13 protein-coding genes and 1 pseudogene are annotated in these 17,267 nt (G+C 70.2%); 9 read left to right on the top strand and 5 right to left on the bottom strand.

Annotated features, from left to right (window positions below):
* Positions 1 to 45: 45 nt before the first annotated feature.
* Positions 46 to 738 (bottom strand): hypothetical protein, encoded by a 693-nt coding sequence (locus tag ABD658_RS08995; RefSeq protein WP_344683859.1) that lies wholly within the window; start codon positions 736 to 738, stop codon positions 46 to 48.
* 203 nt (positions 739 to 941) lie between these two features.
* On the opposite strand from ABD658_RS08995, the gene ABD658_RS09000 reads away from it, so the two are divergent.
* Positions 942 to 1,673: a GAF and ANTAR domain-containing protein gene (locus ABD658_RS09000; RefSeq protein ID WP_344683857.1), complete on the top strand. Its 732-nt coding sequence runs from the start codon at positions 942 to 944 to the stop codon at positions 1,671 to 1,673.
* A gap of 71 nt (positions 1,674 to 1,744) precedes the next feature.
* Positions 1,745 to 2,455 (top strand): rhomboid family intramembrane serine protease, encoded by a 711-nt coding sequence (locus ABD658_RS09005; RefSeq protein WP_344683855.1) that lies wholly within the window; start codon positions 1,745 to 1,747, stop codon positions 2,453 to 2,455.
* 24 nt (positions 2,456 to 2,479) lie between these two features.
* Here the strand turns inward: ABD658_RS09005 and phoH2 are convergent, their stop codons facing one another.
* On the bottom strand, positions 2,480 to 3,781 hold the full coding sequence (phoH2, locus tag ABD658_RS09010) for an RNA 5'-3' helicase PhoH2 (RefSeq protein ID WP_344683892.1): 1,302 nt from the start codon (positions 3,779 to 3,781) through the stop codon (positions 2,480 to 2,482).
* 394 nt (positions 3,782 to 4,175) lie between these two features.
* Positions 4,176 to 5,012 (bottom strand): annotated as a pseudogene (gene uppS, locus ABD658_RS09015) (polyprenyl diphosphate synthase); the annotation flags it as partial.
* A 202-nt stretch (positions 5,013 to 5,214) separates the two neighbouring features.
* Between uppS and ABD658_RS09020 the strand changes: the two are divergent.
* The 4 genes from ABD658_RS09020 to trhA all read left to right on the top strand — a co-directional run bounded on the left by ABD658_RS09020 (position 5,215) and on the right by trhA (position 9,203).
* Positions 5,215 to 6,999: an OmpA family protein gene (locus tag ABD658_RS09020; protein WP_344683851.1), complete on the top strand. Its 1,785-nt coding sequence runs from the start codon at positions 5,215 to 5,217 to the stop codon at positions 6,997 to 6,999.
* A gap of 74 nt (positions 7,000 to 7,073) precedes the next feature.
* Complete coding sequence (locus ABD658_RS09025; protein WP_344683849.1) at positions 7,074 to 7,472, top strand: SdpI family protein; 399 nt, start codon at positions 7,074 to 7,076, stop codon at positions 7,470 to 7,472.
* On the top strand, positions 7,459 to 8,385 hold the full coding sequence (locus ABD658_RS09030) for a CPBP family intramembrane glutamic endopeptidase (protein WP_344683847.1): 927 nt from the start codon (positions 7,459 to 7,461) through the stop codon (positions 8,383 to 8,385). The genes ABD658_RS09025 and ABD658_RS09030 overlap by 14 nt, the downstream gene beginning before the upstream one ends.
* Before the next feature lie 188 nt (positions 8,386 to 8,573).
* On the top strand, positions 8,574 to 9,203 hold the full coding sequence (gene trhA / locus ABD658_RS09035; RefSeq protein ID WP_311026075.1) for a PAQR family membrane homeostasis protein TrhA: 630 nt from the start codon (positions 8,574 to 8,576) through the stop codon (positions 9,201 to 9,203).
* Here trhA and ABD658_RS09040 read toward each other — a convergent pair.
* Positions 9,181 to 11,337 carry a thioredoxin domain-containing protein gene (locus ABD658_RS09040; protein ID WP_344683843.1) on the bottom strand — a complete coding sequence of 719 codons (2,157 nt, stop codon included), beginning with the start codon at positions 11,335 to 11,337 and terminating at the stop codon, positions 9,181 to 9,183. The two genes, trhA and ABD658_RS09040, sit on opposite strands and share 23 nt — an antisense overlap.
* Before the next feature lie 100 nt (positions 11,338 to 11,437).
* On the opposite strand from ABD658_RS09040, the gene ABD658_RS09045 reads away from it, so the two are divergent.
* The 3 genes from ABD658_RS09045 to ABD658_RS09055 all read left to right on the top strand — a co-directional run bounded on the left by ABD658_RS09045 (position 11,438) and on the right by ABD658_RS09055 (position 15,092).
* Positions 11,438 to 12,304 (top strand): methylenetetrahydrofolate reductase, encoded by an 867-nt coding sequence (locus tag ABD658_RS09045; RefSeq protein ID WP_344683841.1) that lies wholly within the window; start codon positions 11,438 to 11,440, stop codon positions 12,302 to 12,304.
* A 202-nt stretch (positions 12,305 to 12,506) separates the two neighbouring features.
* On the top strand, positions 12,507 to 13,970 hold the full coding sequence (locus tag ABD658_RS09050) for a dicarboxylate/amino acid:cation symporter (RefSeq protein WP_344683839.1): 1,464 nt from the start codon (positions 12,507 to 12,509) through the stop codon (positions 13,968 to 13,970).
* A gap of 171 nt (positions 13,971 to 14,141) precedes the next feature.
* Positions 14,142 to 15,092 carry an endonuclease domain-containing protein gene (locus ABD658_RS09055; protein WP_344683837.1) on the top strand — a complete coding sequence of 317 codons (951 nt, stop codon included), beginning with the start codon at positions 14,142 to 14,144 and terminating at the stop codon, positions 15,090 to 15,092.
* 105 nt (positions 15,093 to 15,197) lie between these two features.
* Here ABD658_RS09055 and ABD658_RS09060 read toward each other — a convergent pair whose 3' ends face one another.
* Positions 15,198 to 17,267, bottom strand: a complete 2,070-nt coding sequence (locus ABD658_RS09060) for a S9 family peptidase (RefSeq protein ID WP_344683835.1) — start codon at positions 17,265 to 17,267, stop codon at positions 15,198 to 15,200.

Genomic DNA, 17,267 nt, shown 5'->3' on the forward strand with positions numbered 1-17,267 from the left:
CGCCGGTGGAACCGGTCACCGCCGACCTGTGGACGGCCGAGCCGCTCAGACCAGCGGGTCTCTCTGCCAGGCCGTCTCGACGTACACGACGCCGACGGGCTCGTCCCCGTCGAGCACCACCAGCGGTCCGGCGACGCCGTCAGGAGGCGGGGCCGAGTCCACCGAGACCTCCCCGACGAAGGCCTCCTCCGCGGAGGCGCAGAGCTTGTGCCGCCACTGCGGATCGTCGGACTGCCTCAGCCGGTGCAGGTGGTCGCGAGGGATGACCCCCTGCGGCTGGTGCGAAAGCCCCAGGACCACCAGGCATCCCTGCTCGGGCATCCGGTCGGCGGCCTCCCGCAGCGTCTGGGTGCAGGAGATCGTCGCACCGATCGGCACCATGACCTCCCGCACGGTGGTGCCCTGGCGTCCGGTCGGCTCCGTCGCAGGCGAGGACTCGTCCCACTGCGCGGGAGCGTCGTCGGGCAGCGGAAGGTCCAGGCTGATCGTGGGCACGTCAGCGCGTGCGTTGTGCTCGGCCACATGGTCCATGACCTGGTTCCGGGCGTCGGGGTCGACCTCGTCGAGACCGCAGAGGCTCACGACCAGCTCGGGACTGTCGGGCAGGTGGGCACGGCGCTCCAGGAAGGTGATCAGCCGCGGCGCGGTCCGCGCCGTCAATGCTCCACGGACCCTGATCCTCAGGGCCCCGCGCAGGCTGTCGGGAGCGACATCGATGTCAAGAGGGCTGTGCATCATCCACTCCTCGGACGGTGCAGAAGGCGGGCCTGCTGCTAGACCCGACTACCACTGAATCATAGGGAATGCATTCTTTGGAAGGGTCTGTCGGCCGCCGAGGGGTATCCGGCCGTCAGGCGCTCCCGCTGGCCGCATCGTGGCCTATATTGGGCGGATCTGCGCCGACGCCCGCGGGAAGGACCCCCACGCCGAGAGGACCTGCGATGACACCGGACGACCGCCCCGCCTCCCCGGCGGAGAGGCTCTACGACCTGCTGGCCGAGAACGACGATATGTCCGGATTCCTCCACGACCTGGCGCGCCTGTCCGCCGTCGAAGTCGGTGTCCCGGGAGCCACCGAATGCGGAGTCCTGTTGAAGCGGGATCGTCGCAATGTGGTGGTGGGGTGGAGCAGCCCTCACGCGAAGACGCTCGATGAGACCCAGGCGGGTTTCGACGAAGGGCCCTGCCTCGACGCTCAGCGTACTGAGACCCTCATCCGGGTCCCGGACGTCCGCTACGAGACCCGCTGGCCCGCCTACATGGAGGCTGTGCGTCAGACGGGCCTCCGCAGCATCCTCGCCGTGCCGCTCACCTTGCAGGGGGCCGGGGCCGCGGCCATGAACTTCTACACGCCGGAGCCGTCCGGATTCGGAGACGCAGACGTCGAGCGCGCCCGTGACCACGCCGCGCTGGCCTCGCGCGCCCTGTCGGTGGCGGTCAGGATCGCCCGAGAGGCCGAGGAGGCCGCCGATCGACGCCGGGCGATGGAGTCCAGGACCGTCATCGACGTGGCGGTGGGGGTAATCATGACCCAGAACCGGTGCAGCCAGGAAGAAGCGTTCACGATCCTGCAGAAAGCTTCCAACAATCGGAACGTCAAGCTGCGGGACCTCGCCGCCGAGCTGGTGGCCTCCGTGGGACAGCCTGAACCCAGGACAGCGTTCGACGCGTGAGCGCCCTCCTACAATGGAGACCAGGTCAGGACGGTGACGAGACCGGCAGCGAGCTCAAGGAGCGAGGCAGCATGAGGGACATCTCCACGTCGAGGGGACCGGCGGGCGAACCGCAGGGCCGCGACTCCTGGGGCACCCTGTGGCAGGACGCCCGGCGACACCTGGTGCGCACCTTCGCGCCCGTGGTGGTCCCGGTGCTGGCGATGTGGGCGGTCTGGCTGATCAGCATCGCGGCCGGCGACTGGTTCAATCGCAGTTTCGGGCTGCGGCCCCGGACCCTGGACGGGCTCTCCGGCATCCTCTTCACTCCCCTGCTGCACAGCGGCTTCGGACATGTCATGGGCAACACGATGTCCTGGCTGCTGCTGGGCGGCCTCATCGCCCTGCTGGTGCGGCGCTTCCTGCTGGTGATGACCAGCATCTGGCTGATCTCCGGCTCCCTGCTCTGGCTGATCGGACGTCCGGCCAGCAACTGGATCTGCAACCACCCCGACGGCTTCGACGCCTGCATCACACCGCTGCAGGTGGGCGCCTCCGGGGTCGTCTACGGGTTCGCCGCGTTCCTGGTGGCCTATGGGCTGATGACCCGCCGAGTGCTCGCCGTCGTCTGCGCCCTGTTCGTGCTGTTCTTCCAGGGCATCTCCCTGATACTGGGCATGCTCCCGATCACCTCAGGCCAGGGGGTGTCCTGGGAAGGACACCTGGCCGGGGCGGTCGCCGGCGTCGTCGTGGCGTTCTTCTTCACGAAGCAGGCCCGAGCCGACCGTGCGGCCCGGGCCTGATCCGGATGAGGGAAGGTTCGCCTCTCAGGGAGTCTCCAGCACCTCGGTGACCAGCGCGGCGATCCGTGAGCGCTCCGACCGAGTGAGGGTGACGTGGCCGAACAGCGGGTTGCCCTTCAGCAGCTCGACGACGGCGGCGACGCCGTCGTGCCGGCCCACCCGCAGGTTGTCGCGCTGGGCGACGTCGTGGGTGAGCACGATCTTGGAGTTCTGGCCCATGCGGCTCATCACGGTGAGCAGCACGTTCTTCTCCAGCGACTGGGCCTCGTCCACGATCACCCAGGCATCATGGAGTGATCGCCCCCGGATGTGGGTCAGTGGCAGCACCTCCAGCATGCCCCGGTGGGTCACCTCCTCGAGGACGTTCTCACTGACCAGCGCTCCGAGGGTGTCGTAGACGGCCTGGCCCCAGGGGTTCATCTTCTCCGCCTCGGTGCCGGGCAGGTAGCCCAGCTCCTGGCCGCCGACGGCGTAGAGCGGCCGGAACACGATGATCTTCCTGTGCTCGCGGCGCTCCAGAACCGCCTCCAATCCGGCGCACAGGGCCAGCGCGGACTTCCCCGTCCCCGCGCGACCCCCCATCGAGACAATCCCGACCTCCGGGTCCATGAGCAAGTCGATGGCCAACCGCTGCTCGGCAGAACGGCCGTGGAGGCCGAAGACCTCCTGGTCCCCGCGGACGACCTCCACATGCGTGGCCCGCGGCTCGTCCGCCAACGGCTCACCGGCCGAGGCCTTGACACGGCCCAGCGCCGAGCCGCTGCCGGAGGAGATGATCAGCCCGGTGTTCGCCGGGAGGTCGGAGGCCTCTTCGAGGTCGATCCGCTCTCCGGCGTAGAGCTCGGAGACCTGCTGCTCGGTGGCGGCGATCTCCGCCAGCCCGGTCCATCCCGAGTCGGTCACCCATTCGTTCCGATACTCATCGGCCTCGAGCCCCATGGCCGAGGCCTTGACCCGCATCGGCAGGTCCTTGGAGACCACGGTGACGTCCCGGCCCTCATCGGCGAAGCTCTTCGCCACCGCGAGGATGCGGGAATCGTTGTCCGTGCCGCGGAACCCATGGGGCAGGACGTCCAGGGAGATGTGGTTGAGCTCCACGATCAGGTGCCCGCCCTCCTCGTTGAGCGGAATCGCCTGGTTCAGCGCCCCGTGGGCGACGCGCAGGTCGTCCAGGAGCCGCAGAGCGGACCGGGCGTAGTAGCCCAGATCGGAGTCATGACGTTTGCTCTCCAGCTCGGAGATCACGACGACGGGGATGATCACCTCATGCTCGGCGAACCGCAGGATCGCCTTCGGGTCCGAGATCAGGACCGAGGTGTCGAGCACATAGGACTTCTGGGCGACCTCCTGGGCGACAGAGTCGGCCGAGTGCTCGGCAGGTGCTGGGACTTCAGTGGTGACGGCCACGGTTACTCCAGTCCGGAAACGAGAAGAGGCCCCGCCGTGCGGTCGTCCACGGCGCTCACCAGGAGCGTGGACGTCCACGTCGACGGAACCTCAGGTGTTCCCGCATCGATGGTCGGACGTTGGTTGCGGCTCGGCCCCCACCAGGGGCCGGACCGACCCCTGCTGCCACTCGGCATATGTGTGGGCCTCCCCGGTCAGATACCTGACAGTCCCCAGACTAGGGGCTGGGCGGAGCCTGAGCGCGTCAGCTGTGCGGAGTGTCACATGACGATTCGGTGAACGCTGCGCGACAGGTGCGTCACGGGCCTGCCCCTCAGCTGCCGAACCGGCGCTGCCGCTGGGCATAGTCGCGCAGGGCACGGACGAAGTCCACGCGGCGGAAGTCCGGCCACAGCGCCTCGCAGAAGTAGAACTCGGAGTAGGCGGACTGCCACATCAGGAATCCGCTGAGCCGCTGCTCCCCGGAGGTGCGGATGATCAGATCCGGGTCGGGCTGCCCCCGGGTGTAGAGCCATTGAGAGATGGATCCCGGAGTCAGCTCCTCGGCCACCTCGGCAAGTCCGCGCCCGGCGGTCTCCGCATCACGCAGGAGTTCCTTGACTGCGTCTACGATCTCCTGTCGGCCCCCGTACCCGACGGCGACGTTGACATGCACCACCGGGGCCTGCTCCCGGCTCCGCCGCACGATGCGTCGGATGCTGCCGGTGCGGGTCGTGACAGTCTCGGCCTCAGTGCCGGTGCCGGTATCGGTGTCGTCGCCCCTGCCTCCGGAGGCCTCCGACACCGGCTCCGCTGCCGCGGCGTTGCGCTCGCCCAGCTGACGCAGCCGGGCGGCCAGCGGCTCGGGCAGCATCTCCAGAGCCCCCACCGGGTGGACCCTGACCGGACGGCCGCCGGGGCGACTCTCGGCGAGACGGTCCAGCGTGTCGCCGATGATCTCCATGAGTTGGTCGAGCTCGTCGGCGGAACGGTTCATGTTGTCGGTGGAGAGCATGTACAGAGTCACCGTCGGGATCCCCAGATCGGCGCACCAGTCGATGAACTCCACGATCTTGTTGGCCCCGGCGAGATGCCCGTCGGCGGTCGGCGTGCCGGCCAGCTTGGCCCAGCGGCGATTGCCGTCCACCACCACTCCGATGTGCTGAGGCATCCTGTCCCTGGGCAGGGCGCGGCTGAGCCGTGACTCGTACATGCTGTAGGCCAGATTCCTCAGCCCCATGCGGCCTCCATCGGTCAGCGCCGTCTCGTGCTCCACCACGGTACCGCCCAGTACGGCTGATCCGTTGACACCCCGTGGAGTATTTGCGATAGTGAACTCACGACTGACGACCAGACGGAAGCAGCTGATCCCCATGGCACAGCGCAGTGACCACCCCCGTGACCGTGAGAAACCGCTGCCCAGGTCTGCCCGGTCCCGCGGCGGATCGCTGCGGCATGCCGCCGTCGTCGGCGTCGTCCTGCTGGCCCTGGGCTGCGGCCCCGAGAGCACCCCGCCGCCAGCGGAGCCGACCGAGGAGCCGACCGAGGAGCCGAACGAGGAACCGAACGAGGATCCTGACGACGCCGACGAGGAGGACGAGGAGCCGGACCTCACGGAGCCGGTGGTGGTGGAGCAGACCGTGTGGAACTTCGACGCCATGGAGGAGGTCGATCTGCGGGTCGTGGTCCACCCCTTCGTCCGTGTCCCCACCGGCGAGGACGAGGACGGACTGCTCAACGGACTCATCACCTATGAGGCGACGTCCCCCGACGGCGAGTACCACCTGGAGCGCTACGGCATGCACCCTCACGAGGTGCGCGTGGTGGACACCGAGGCGATGACGCTGTCCTTCCCCGCCTACGCGACCGACGGCACCTCCGAGGAACACCTGGCGGACGTCGAACAGGCCAGCGCTCGGGCCGGAGACGGGCCGGTCCGCTGGGCAGGGGTCCACCGCGACCCCGGCACCGACGCCACGGCTGTGCTGCTGCCCTACCTGGGGCTGATCGAAGACGTCGGGATCGTCGACGCCGAGGAGGTGGACACCTCCGACTACCTTCCGGTGCAGGATGCGCTGAGCGAGCTGGTGGAGGTCCACGAGACCACCTGGGACCTGCAGGTCCACCGGGAGCTCGCCGACGGCGACGTCCAGATCCGCGAGTCCGACCACGAGGCCACGATCACTCTGGACTCCGACATCCTCTTCGACATCGACGAGCACACGCTCACCGACGACGCGGACGCCGCCCTGCAGGCCACCGCCGAAGAGCTCGAGCGTGCTGACGGCGGGGAGCTCGAGATCATCGGTCACACCGACGACGTACGCTCCTTGGAGCACAATCAGCAGCTCTCCGAGGATCGGGCCGAGGCGGTGCACCAGCGGCTCGGCGAGCTGACCGACCTGGAGGACTTCACCGTCAGCACCGACGGCCGAGCCTTCCACGAACCGGTGGCCAGCAACGACTCGGATCAGGGTCGGGCCCTCAATCGGCGGGTGGAGCTGCACTACACCCCTGGCCTCGCGGCCGACTCCCCGTCCGAGGAGTCCGACGACGGCGACACGAGCGGCGACGACGACGTCACCGAACTCCCGCCCACCGACGGACCGGTGGGCACCGCGGATGAGCCGATCACTGTCAGCGGCCCCCACGGGGGTGCGGTGGAGGTCACCGTGGAAGAGGTCCGCCCCGCCGGCGACCTGCTGGTCGGCCGTGTGCGGGTGGAGGTGACCGAACCCTTCGACGGCGAGGAGCACGCCGGCCCGCTGGCCTGGGCACTGAGCTTCGGGGACCTGGGCATGCACGAGGGGCACGACAACCCCTACAGCCCAGGACATCAGGTGGACGCGCTGACGCTTCTTGTCGGGGACGAGCGGCAGTTCCCGCTGGAGCTCGGCAGCACGGAGCACGTCGAAGGCTCCGACAGGGACGGGTTCATCATCGAGCACGGCGACCCCTGGCGGGTGATCGCCGGCGATCGGGGATTCGGCCACGATGCCGACGCCGAGGTCGGCGCCTGGGCGGTGGCCACCGTGCTGTGGCCGACGACCGGCCAGGATGAGGTGGTCGTCGATGTCCCCGGGCGCAGCGAGCATGCCGAACGCCCGTGGTCCCAGCCGTGGCGGGCGGTGGACGTCCCCGTGGAGGCGGAGCACTGATCGGCAGGGCGCCGATGCCCATCCGCCCACGTCATCCCAGGTCACCGCAGGAGCCCACCCGGTAGCATCGCCCTATGGACGGAACAGCACTCATCGCCCCCGCTGCTCTCCTCCACTGCTCGCTGCTGATCGTCGTCGTCTGCTTCACCGGCCGCTCCGGGCCACGCAACGACCTCATCGGGATCCGCACCTGGGCCACGACCGCATCAGAGAAGGCCTGGGAGACCGCCCATGCGGCGGCGCTCCCCTGGAGCTGGGCCACGGTGGGCACGAGCGCCGCCTCGCTGACCGTGGGCGTCGTGCTGTACAGCACAGGACGCCCGCTCCCGGCGGGCGTGGAGGGGTGGTACACCGGAGCCTGCATCGCCGCCTTCGGGGCGGTCATGGCAGGCTTGGTGCTCCGGGCCGACCGTGCGGCCAAGCACATCCTGATGCATGAGGGCCTCGACGAGGAGTCACATGCAGATCCCTGAGACTCAGCGCGACGTGACGAGGATGCCGATGCCGATCTTCCTCGCCGCCGCCTACGGGCTGGCCTGGCTGGTCGCACTGCCGCTGTGGCTCGGTGACGGGCTGTCCTCCCCGTGGTTCACACTGGTCGCGGTGGCCATGATGTTCACCCCGACAGTGGCGGCTCTCGCGGTGGTCTTCCTGGTGGAGAAGCCGCAGCACAAGGCCCGGGCACTGGGCCTGGTGCCGCTGCGCCCGGCAGGCAGGCTCGTGGGTCACCTGGCCCTGGGGCTGACGGTGCCGATTCTCCTGTGCCTGGCCGCCCTGCCGATCGGCCACCTCGCCGGCGTCTTCCCCGCCGACTTCACCGGGCTCAGCGGCTTCGCGCAGATCACCGAGGAGCAGCTGGCGCAAGTAGGGGTCGAGGAGCTCCCGCTGCCGATCGAGACGCTCGCGGCCCTTCAGGTGGTCAATGTGCTCATCGCCGCCCTGATCATCAATCTGCTGCCCGCCCTGGGCGAAGAGGTCGGGTGGCGCGGTTGGATGCTGCCCCGCCTGATGCGCTTCGGGCCCTGGGGCGCCATCGGGATCTCTGGAGTGATCTGGGGGCTGTGGCATGCCCCGCTGATCCTGCTGGGCTACAACTATCCGGGGACCCCAGGCTGGTTGGCGCTGGCGGCGATGGTGGGCCTGTGCACAGTGATGGGCGGCGTCTTCGGCTGGCTGCGCCTGCGCAGCGGCTCGGTCTGGCCCGCGGCCCTGGCCCACAGTGCCCTCAACGCGGCTGCCTCCACCTACGTGATCTTCATCGCCGCGGATGCGACCTTCGACCCCCTGCACGCCACCATCACGGGATGGACCGGCTGGATCGTGCCCGCCGTCGTCGTGGTGGTGGTCGTGCTGTCCGGACGGTTCGCCGCTCGCGCGCCGAGATGAGCCTTTCGACACAAAGTTACCCATAGGTCACTTGGGGTCACTAGACTGGTTCCATGGCACCGCAGTCTGACCTCGACGCCCGCCGAGCGCGCGTCGACGACCACCACCGGCCCGCCGGCGCACACGGCTCCGGCAGCGCGCAGCCCAGCGGCGGAGTCGCACCGGTCGATCGCCTGTTCGACTCCGAGATGCCGCTGAAGCCGAAGATGCGCGGCTGGCTCCACGCCGGCATGGTCCCGCTCGCCCTGGCCGCCGGGATCGTGCTCATCGCCCTGGCCCCCACCGGGACGCTGCGCGCCGCCTCCGTGGTCTACGCGATCACCGGGCTGCTGCTCTTCGCCGTCAGCGCCACCTACCACCTGGGCCGCTGGTCGCCGCGCACGAAGCTGCTGCTCAAACGCCTGGACCACACCAACATCATGCTCATCATCGCCGGGACATACACGCCCCTGACCCTGGCGCTGTTGCCTGCCCCGAAGGACCTCATCCTGATGATCGGCGTGTGGGTCGGAGCACTGGGCGGCGTGGCCTTCCGACTGTTCTGGACGTCGGCGCCGCGCTGGCTCTACACCCCCGTCTACGTGATCCTCGGGCTCGCCGCGCTCGTCTTCCTGGGAGACTTCTTCGCCGCCGACCTCGTAGCCGCGATCCTCATCTGCGCCGGCGGCGCCGCCTACATCACCGGGGCCGTGTTCTACGCGCTGAAGCGCCCCAACATCTCCGTGCAGTGGTTCGGCTTCCACGAGCTCTTCCACGCCTGCACGCTCATCGGGTTCATCTGCCACTACATCGCCATCATGTTCGCCCTGCTGGGCTGATCGCCTCCAACGCCTCTTCCACGGTCCCCACCGGCGGAAGACACACCATCGCCGAGGGCGCATTGAGACACACGATGAGCTGAAGCCCTCCGGCAGGCGCATCCGCAGGCAGCTCCACCGGCTCCACCGGGATCCCCGCCAGCGCGGCCGTCCGGCGCACCTGCCGGGCGTCGTCGACGTCGGCGGCCAGCATCCGCAGCGCCGGCGAGCGCCGCGCGGCCCGGCGCGCCACCACCAGGCTCGCCCCCGCCACCGTCGGCGCCTTCGCCGCCACCAGCCGCACATGGTGCAGCAGGTCCGTGGCCCGCAGCTCCAGCGGCACCTCCAGGGCCTCGGCGGTCTGCAGCGCGCCCGCCAGGCAGGCCACCGCACTCGGCTCGGGGCCGTCCAACGGTCCGGCCAGGCTGGGGCCCGCCTGGGCGGCGGTGAGCAGTCCGTCGTCGTCGAGGTTCTCCAGCACCTCCCAGCCCTGCTCCCCCTGGCGGGTGAAGGAGGCCAAGGTGGCCCGCAGCACCGCGACGCCGCGGTCCAGCCAGGACCGCCGGCCCGTGGCGGAGCTCAGGGCGAAGCAGGCTGAGGCCACCTCGGCATGATCCGCCACCGTGCCCGGGCGGCCGTCGGTGCGACCCCCGTAGGAGACCCGGGCGACGCCGGAGACGCCGCTGTCCCCGTGCTGGACATGCAGGCCCCACAGCGACTCGGCCAGCTCCTCGGCGAGGTGCAGCGGCTCATCCTCGCCCCACAGCATCGCGGCCTCGGCCAGGGAGCGGACCGCCGTCGCGTTCCAGGAGGCCACCACTTTCTCGTCCCGACTCGGCTGGGGTCGGGAATCCCGGCGCCGCAGCAGCTCGGCGGCCACCGCCTCCCAGTCCTGCTGGTCCTCCGCGCTCAGTGGGGCGGAGAAGTGCAGGGTGCGGCCGGTGGTGACGTCCACGTGGCCACCCTCCGGCGGGGCGCCGCGGCTCAGCGTGGCCAGCCGGCGAGCCTGGTCCATGCCCAGCCCGGCGGTACGGGCGGCGTCGACGATCTCGGCATCGCTGAACAGGTAGGTGCCGCCTTCGACGTGACGGCCCTGCTCATCCACCGTGTCCGCGTCCAGTGACGATGTCAGCAGGCCTTCGGCAGTGACCATGCGGCGACGCAGCCACCCGATGGTGTCCCGCGCCCGATGCTCGGCACGGCGCCGCTGCGCCGCGGAGGCGGCCGGGTGCACGCTCAGCCGTGCCAGATGCCCCAGCAGCTGGGCGTTGTCCGCCAGGATCTTCTCGAAGTGCGGCACCATCCAGGCACGGTCGGTGGCATACCGGGCGAAGCCGCCGTCGAGCTGATCGAACAGGGCGGAGCGACCCATCGCCTCCAGGGTGCGCACCGCCAGCTCTCCGGCGATCTCGTCCTGCTCGTGCGTGAGGCGAGAACGCCAGAAGGACTCCTCCAGCAGGAACCCCAGCAGCGGTGAGGGCGGGAACTTCGGCGCGGCGCCGAAACCGCCGTGGACGGTGTCCTCCTCACCGGCCAGCGTCGCCAGGGCATCCTCGACCCACTCGTCGGAGGCGCTCTCAAGGCTCGCCGCGGTGCCGCCGTCGGCGTCCTCGTCGCCCAGGACCGGGCTGAGCGCGATCTGCGACTGCTGTCGCCGCTGCGCACCGAGCGCCTGGGCGATCTTCTCCGCCGAGTCCTCCACCTCCTGACGTCGCTGCGTCCACGCCGCGTGGACGGCGTCGAGCACCTCCCGGAAGGCCGGCACACGGCCGCGCCGCAGCGGCGGGAAGTAGGTGCCGGCGTGGAAGACCCGCCCGTCGGGCAGGGTGAACACGCTCATCGGCCACCCGCCCTGGCCGGTCAGCGTCTGGGTGGCGGCCATATAGGCGTCATCGACGTCCGGATGCTCCTCCCGGTCCACCTTCACCGCCACGAAACGGGAGTTCAGCACCGCCGCGGTCTCCTCGTCCGCGAAGGACTCCCCCGCCATCACGTGGCACCAGTGGCAGGCGGCATAGCCGATGGAGAGGAACACCGGCACATCCCGACGCCGGGCCTCCTCGAAGGGATCCGGCCCCCACGGGTGCCAGTCCACCGGATTCTCGGCATGCTGACGCAGGTACAGAGAAGGGCTCTGAGCCAGACGATGTCCCATGACGCCAGTCTCCCGCAGCGCCTGCGGCCGCGTCGATGGCGGCCCACCTGGCGCGGGCCCCATACTGGTCCCCAGGCCCGACCCGCACGAGGAGATGACGATGGCGCGACCCCTCACCCGGAACGACGACGAACGCGCCGTGCTCGCCCGGCTCGCCGCCGGCGTCAGCTACGAGGTGATGCCCTTCCCCTCCACCGTGGGAACGGTCCGCGCCCATGTGCCCACCGAGGTGCCGCTGACCGTCACCGCCACCGGCGGCAAGGGTTTGGAACCCACCATCGCCACGTCGATCGCCCTGCGGCAGGCCGGCTACACCGTGGCCCCGCATCTGGCGGCCCGGCTCATCACCGGCCCCGAGGAGCTCGACCAGATCCTCACCCGCCTCGAGGCCGGCGGGGTGGACAGGCTGTTCGTCATCGCCGGCGACGCCGGACAGCCCGCCGGTGTGTTCACCGAAGCCCTGGACGTCCTGCGAGCCCTCCACGACCGCATGCACCTGTTCGAGGACCTCGGCATCGGCGGATACCCCGAGGGGCACGCCGGCCTGTCCGACGAGCAGGTGCGTCAGGCCATGCGGGACAAGGCCCCCTATGCCCACAGGATCCTCACCCAGATCTGCTTCGACGCCGACGCCTTCCTCCGCTGGGGCGCCCAGCTGCGGACCGACGGCGTGGAGCTGCCGGTCTACGCGGGGATGCCCGGGCCCGTCAGTCGGCAGAAGCTCATGAGGATCTCCGCCTCCCTGGGCCTGGGGCAGTCCGCGAATTTCCTGAAGAAGCAGCGCACCATGCTGTGGAGGTTCTTCTCCCCCGCCGGCTACAGCCCCGACGGCCTCGTGCGGGGCCTGGTGCGCGGCCTGCCGGAGAGCCGCGCGCACATCGCCGGATTCCACCTGTTCACCTTCAACGAGATCGCCGCCACCGAGGCCTGGCGGCGCCGGCTCCTCGCCGAGGCCGGCCTGGGCTGAGGCGCCGCCGCCGTCGTCGGTCCGCCCCGAGGTCCTCAGCGGTCCCCGTGACCGCCACCACGCCTCCGTAACCTGGCGACATACGCGGAATAGTGCGGACAAGCGCCCCGTTCCTCCCTCCGTGCCGCGGCAGACGCCTGCCGCCTGACGTGAGACCACCCCGGACCCGGAGTCCGGAACGACCTTGGAACGGAGCACCCCCATGTCTGCACCTGCGCAGTCCGCAGAGACGACGTCCGACTCGCCACCGGCCAGGCGGCTGCCCGCCTGGATGACGTCCTTCGGCAATCAGATCCTGGCCGCCCTCATCCTGGGGCTGGCCGTCGGGTTCCTCGCCCGCGGCATGGGCGGCACCGAGGAGGGCCCGAACTGGCTGACGGCCACCGTCACCGAGGTCGGCGGCATCTACGTGTCCCTGCTGACCGCCGCCGTCGTGCCGCTGGTGTTCACCGCCGTGGTGACCTCCATCGCCCAGCTGCGCGAGGTCACCAACGCCGCACGGCTCGCCGGCCAGACGCTGCTGTGGTTCGCCATCACCGCGTTCATCTCGGTGCTCATCGGGATCGCGATCGGCGTGATCGGCCAGCCCGGCCAGCACACCGGCGTCACCGCCGACGCCGCCGCGGAGCCCGGACGCCAGGGCTCCTGGATCGGGTTCCTCGAGTCCCTCGTGCCGGCCAACTTCATGGGGCTCACCGCGAACTCCTCCCTGGCCGACGACGGCACCATCAGCACCGGGCTGACCTTCAACGTGCTGCAGGTGTTGGTCATCTCCATCGCCATCGGCATCGCCGCCATGCTGCTGGGCAGGAAGGCCCAGCCCTTCCTGGACGTGACCTCCTCGGTCCTGGCGATCATCCAGAAGGTGCTGTGGTGGATCATCCGACTGGCCCCGATCGGCACCCTGGCGCTCATCGCCCGGGCCGTGGCCACCTACGGCTGGGACGCGCTGTCCTCGCTGGGCGTGTTCGTGCTGTGCATGTACGTGGGCCTGGGCATCGTGTTCTTCCTGGTCTACCCCGTGCTGGTGCGGGCCAACGGCCTCTCGGCGAAGCAGTACTTCACCGGCGTCTGGCCGGCCGTGCAGCTGGGCTTCGTCTCCCGCTCCTCGGTGGGCACAATGCCGCTGACGCAGCGGGTCACCGAGCGGAACCTCGGGGTGCCGCGCGCGTACGCCTCCTTCGCCGTGCCGCTGGGGGCGGTGAGCAAGATGGACGGCTGCGCGGCCCTCTACCCGGCCATCGCCGCACTGTTCGTGGCCCAGTTCTTCGGCCTCGACCTGACCATCACCCAGTACGTGCTCATCGTGTTCGTCTCGGTGATCGGCTCCGCGGCCACCGCCGGCACCACCGGCGCGACCGTCATGCTCACCCTGACCCTGTCCACCCTCGGGCTGCCGCTGGAGGGCGTGGGCCTGCTGCTGGCCGTCGAGCCGATCGTGGACATGGGCCGCACCGCCCTCAATGTGGCAGGCCAGGCGCTGGTGCCCACGATCGTCGCCAAGCGGGAGGGCCTGATCGACATGGAGCTCTACTCCGCCCGCCGCACCGGAGTGCCGTTCGACGACGACACCGCGGAGGACGGGGACGAGGTGGAGGCAGCCGCCGTCGACCGAGCTGAGGCTGAAGCTGAGGCTGGGGCTGGGGCGGCGCACCTCGCCCGCTGAGCCTGCCCCTTCGGCTGGTGGGGAATTCTTCGAGGTCCATGCTCCTGTGCGGGCTCTGCACCTCGAGGAATTCCCCACCCGAGCGAGACCTGGCCGTCCCGTCCCGGTCCGTCTGACACAGCCTGTGGAAAACGCCGACGCGTGATAGGCCGGTCGCGGCAGACTCGTCGCATGCCCCGACGACGTCCGCTCCCTGACGACCTCCTCCACTCCGCTTTCACCCGGAGGACTGCCCGGTCCCTCGGAGTCCCCGATGACAGGCTCCGCCGGCAGGACGTGGTGAAGCTGCTGCCGGGGGTCTACGCGACACGGACCCTCGTGGAGGAGACTGCGCCGGATCGCCGCCATCTGATCGCCGCCTCCGCGCTGGTCCGAGACACTCCCGGAACCTGGGTGTCCCATACGACGGCCGCCCAACTGCGAGGCCTGTGGCTCCCACCTCGGCTGGCGCAGGAGACCGCCGTCCACCTCAGCAGCCATGCCTCCCGCGACACGCGGGTGCAGAGACGAGGCGTCGTCGGACACCGGTGCGCAGTGCGGGACCAGGACGTCGTCCTCGAAGGAGCTCATATGCTGAGCTCACCGGCCCGGAACTGGATCGAGCTCGCCGCAGACTGTTCGATCCGGCAGCTGGTGGTGCTCGGAGACCAGCTGGTGCGCACTCCGTATCTCCGGTACGAAGGCCGCAGCCTGCCTCACACCGGACGTGACCAGCTGCATGACATCGTCGACGTCGCCTCAGGAACACCTGGACTGCGACGCGCCAGGGCCGCGCTGCGGTGGATCCGTGAAGGGTCAGACTCTCCCCCGGAGACCCTTCTCCGACTGGCCCTCATCCGGGAGGGTCTCCCCGAGCCGCAGCTCCAGGTGCCGGCCGCCGCCGAGGTCCCCGGTTCCCCGCGTGCGGACCTGGGCTATCCCGAGTGGCGGATCGCCATCCAGTACGAGGGAGCCACCCACTACACGCCAGAACAGCACCGCTCCGATCATGTGCGGGACAATGCGTTCTTCGCCGACGGGTGGCTCGTGCTGCGGTTCGACCGCAGCGATCTGCGGGATGGATTCAGACGAGCGGCACAGCAGGTCCGGGGAGCGCTGAGGGCCCGGGGTGCGCCAGGGTGAGGCCCGGCAGCGGCAATCTGTCGGGGAGAAACTCGTGATACGACGCGCGACGCAGCTCTCCCACCACGAGATATTCCCCACTCGACGGGAGACCCCGACCGACCCTCAGCGGGTGAGCTCCAGGCGCGGCACGCCCGGAGGTTCGAAGCCGAAGACCTGGCCGTAGAAGCTCAGGGAGGCCTCCAGGGCGGCGATGATGTTCTCCGCCTTCCGGAACCCGTGCTGTTCGCCCTCGAAGAGCAGGTAGGCGTGCGGGATGCCCTTGGCCGCGAGCGCGTCACGGAACATCTCCGCCTGGTTGGGCGGCACGATCGGGTCCTCGTCGCCCTGGAGGAGGAGCACCGGGCAGGACAGCGAGTCCACATGGTTCAGCGGGGCCCGCTCCACGTAGATGTGCTCATCCTCCGGGTACCGGCCGATGAGCCCGTCCAGGTAGCGAGACTCGAAGTCATGGGTGTCCTGAGCCAGGGCGACGGCGTCGGCCACTCCGAAGCTGGAGACCCCGGCGGCGAACACGTCGGTGCGGGTCAGGCAGGCCAGCGTGGTCCACCCTCCGGCGCTGCCGCCCTCGATGCCGAGCCGCCGCCCGTCGGCGATGCCTTCTCTCTCCAGGTGGCGCATCACCGCGGCGGTGTCCTCGACATCGACCACACCCCACTGCCCCTTCAGCCGCTCCCGGTACGCGCGCCCGAAGCCGGTGGATCCGCCGTAGTTGATGTCCACGACGCCGATGCCGCGGGAGGTGTAGTAGGCGATCGCCAGGGACAGCCCGACGGCGGCCTGCCCCGTCGGCCCGCCATGGACCTGGGCGATGAACGGGGGCCGCTCGCCCTCCGGCGCCTGCGCCCCGGTGTTCCGCGGACGATAGAGCACCGCGTGGATGTCCTGCCCCTCCTCGGAGGTCACAGTGATCGGCTCCGGCACGGGCAGCAGCCCCGGGTCCGGCGCGTCGTCCCGGGAGGAGCGCACCGTGTGCACACCGTCCACGCGCCAGTCCCCGTCTCCCGCGGAAGGACGCACCAACTCGGCGGCGTGGACCCCGGAGAAGTGCTGCGGCGACATCCCGGCGAAGGCCAGCAGCCCGTCCTCGCGATGCACCACGCCCGTGATGAGGGTATGCGGCAGGTCCAGCTGCGTCACCGTCCCGGTGGGGATGTCCAGGACGCCCAGGCGGTCGACCGCAGTGCCATGGACCACCAGGGCGGTGTCGGCATCCAGCGGCGTCAGCCACCGCTGGCCCAGCTGCCACAGGGGCCCGGCGAACTCCTGGGCCGCGGCCTCCCCCGCCGGCAGCACCGGCTCCGGGTCCGCACCCACGGTGAGAGTCCACGGGTTCCACCATCCCGTGCGGTCGCACAGGTAGATCAGCCGCTCGGCGTCCCGCCATTCGGGCTGCAGCACGGAGGTCTCCGTATCGCCGTCGGCCACGGTGTCCTCGGCGACGACGCCGGCCTCCAGCCGTCCCACGTGCAGCTGAGTGCCGTCCCAGGGCATCTGCGGGTGCTCCCAGGAGATCCAGGCCATCCGGGCACCGTCGGGTGAGACGCGCGGGTGGGCCACGAAGCGCGACGACGGCGTCACCTGCCGCACCCGGGCGGCGTCGTCGGCGGCGGAGCCGTCCAGCGGGACAGCGGCGATGTACCGTTCGATGCCCGAGCCGCGGGTGTGGTCTTCACAGATCCACCAGACCTCGTCGCCGTCGGGACCGTGCACGTGGATCGGCTGCGCCCAGCGCAGCGAGGGCCCGCCGGCGGAGGCGACCATCTCTCCGATCGGGCTCAGCGGGGTGGGGTCCTCCCCCTCCCGGAAGCGGTGGATGCGCTGGTCGGCGAAGTTCACGAACAGGATCAGCGGCGCGTCGCCGCCGTCGTCGAAGGCCAGCCAGGAAGAACCACCGTACTCATGGACCCGGGACCGGGCATTGTAGGGAGCCGGCAGCACCGTCACTGTCTCGGCGGCACCATCGGAGGAGGCCGTCACCGGCGACGCCGTCCTCACGATCGCCTGCCGCCCGGCCTCGGCCGCGATCCCCTCGGTCCACCACAGATGCCGTCCCATCAGGGACGGCGCGGAGACCCGGTTGCCGCCCACGGCGAGCTGCTCCGCCGTGATCGTCGAGGGCCATTCTCCGTAGGGCAGGGTGACAGGGGCCGGGGAGGATGAGGCGTCAGTCAT

This window comes from Nesterenkonia aethiopica (assembly GCF_039534665.1).
In the GTDB taxonomy this organism is placed as follows: Bacteria; Actinomycetota; Actinomycetes; order Actinomycetales; family Micrococcaceae; genus Nesterenkonia; species Nesterenkonia aethiopica.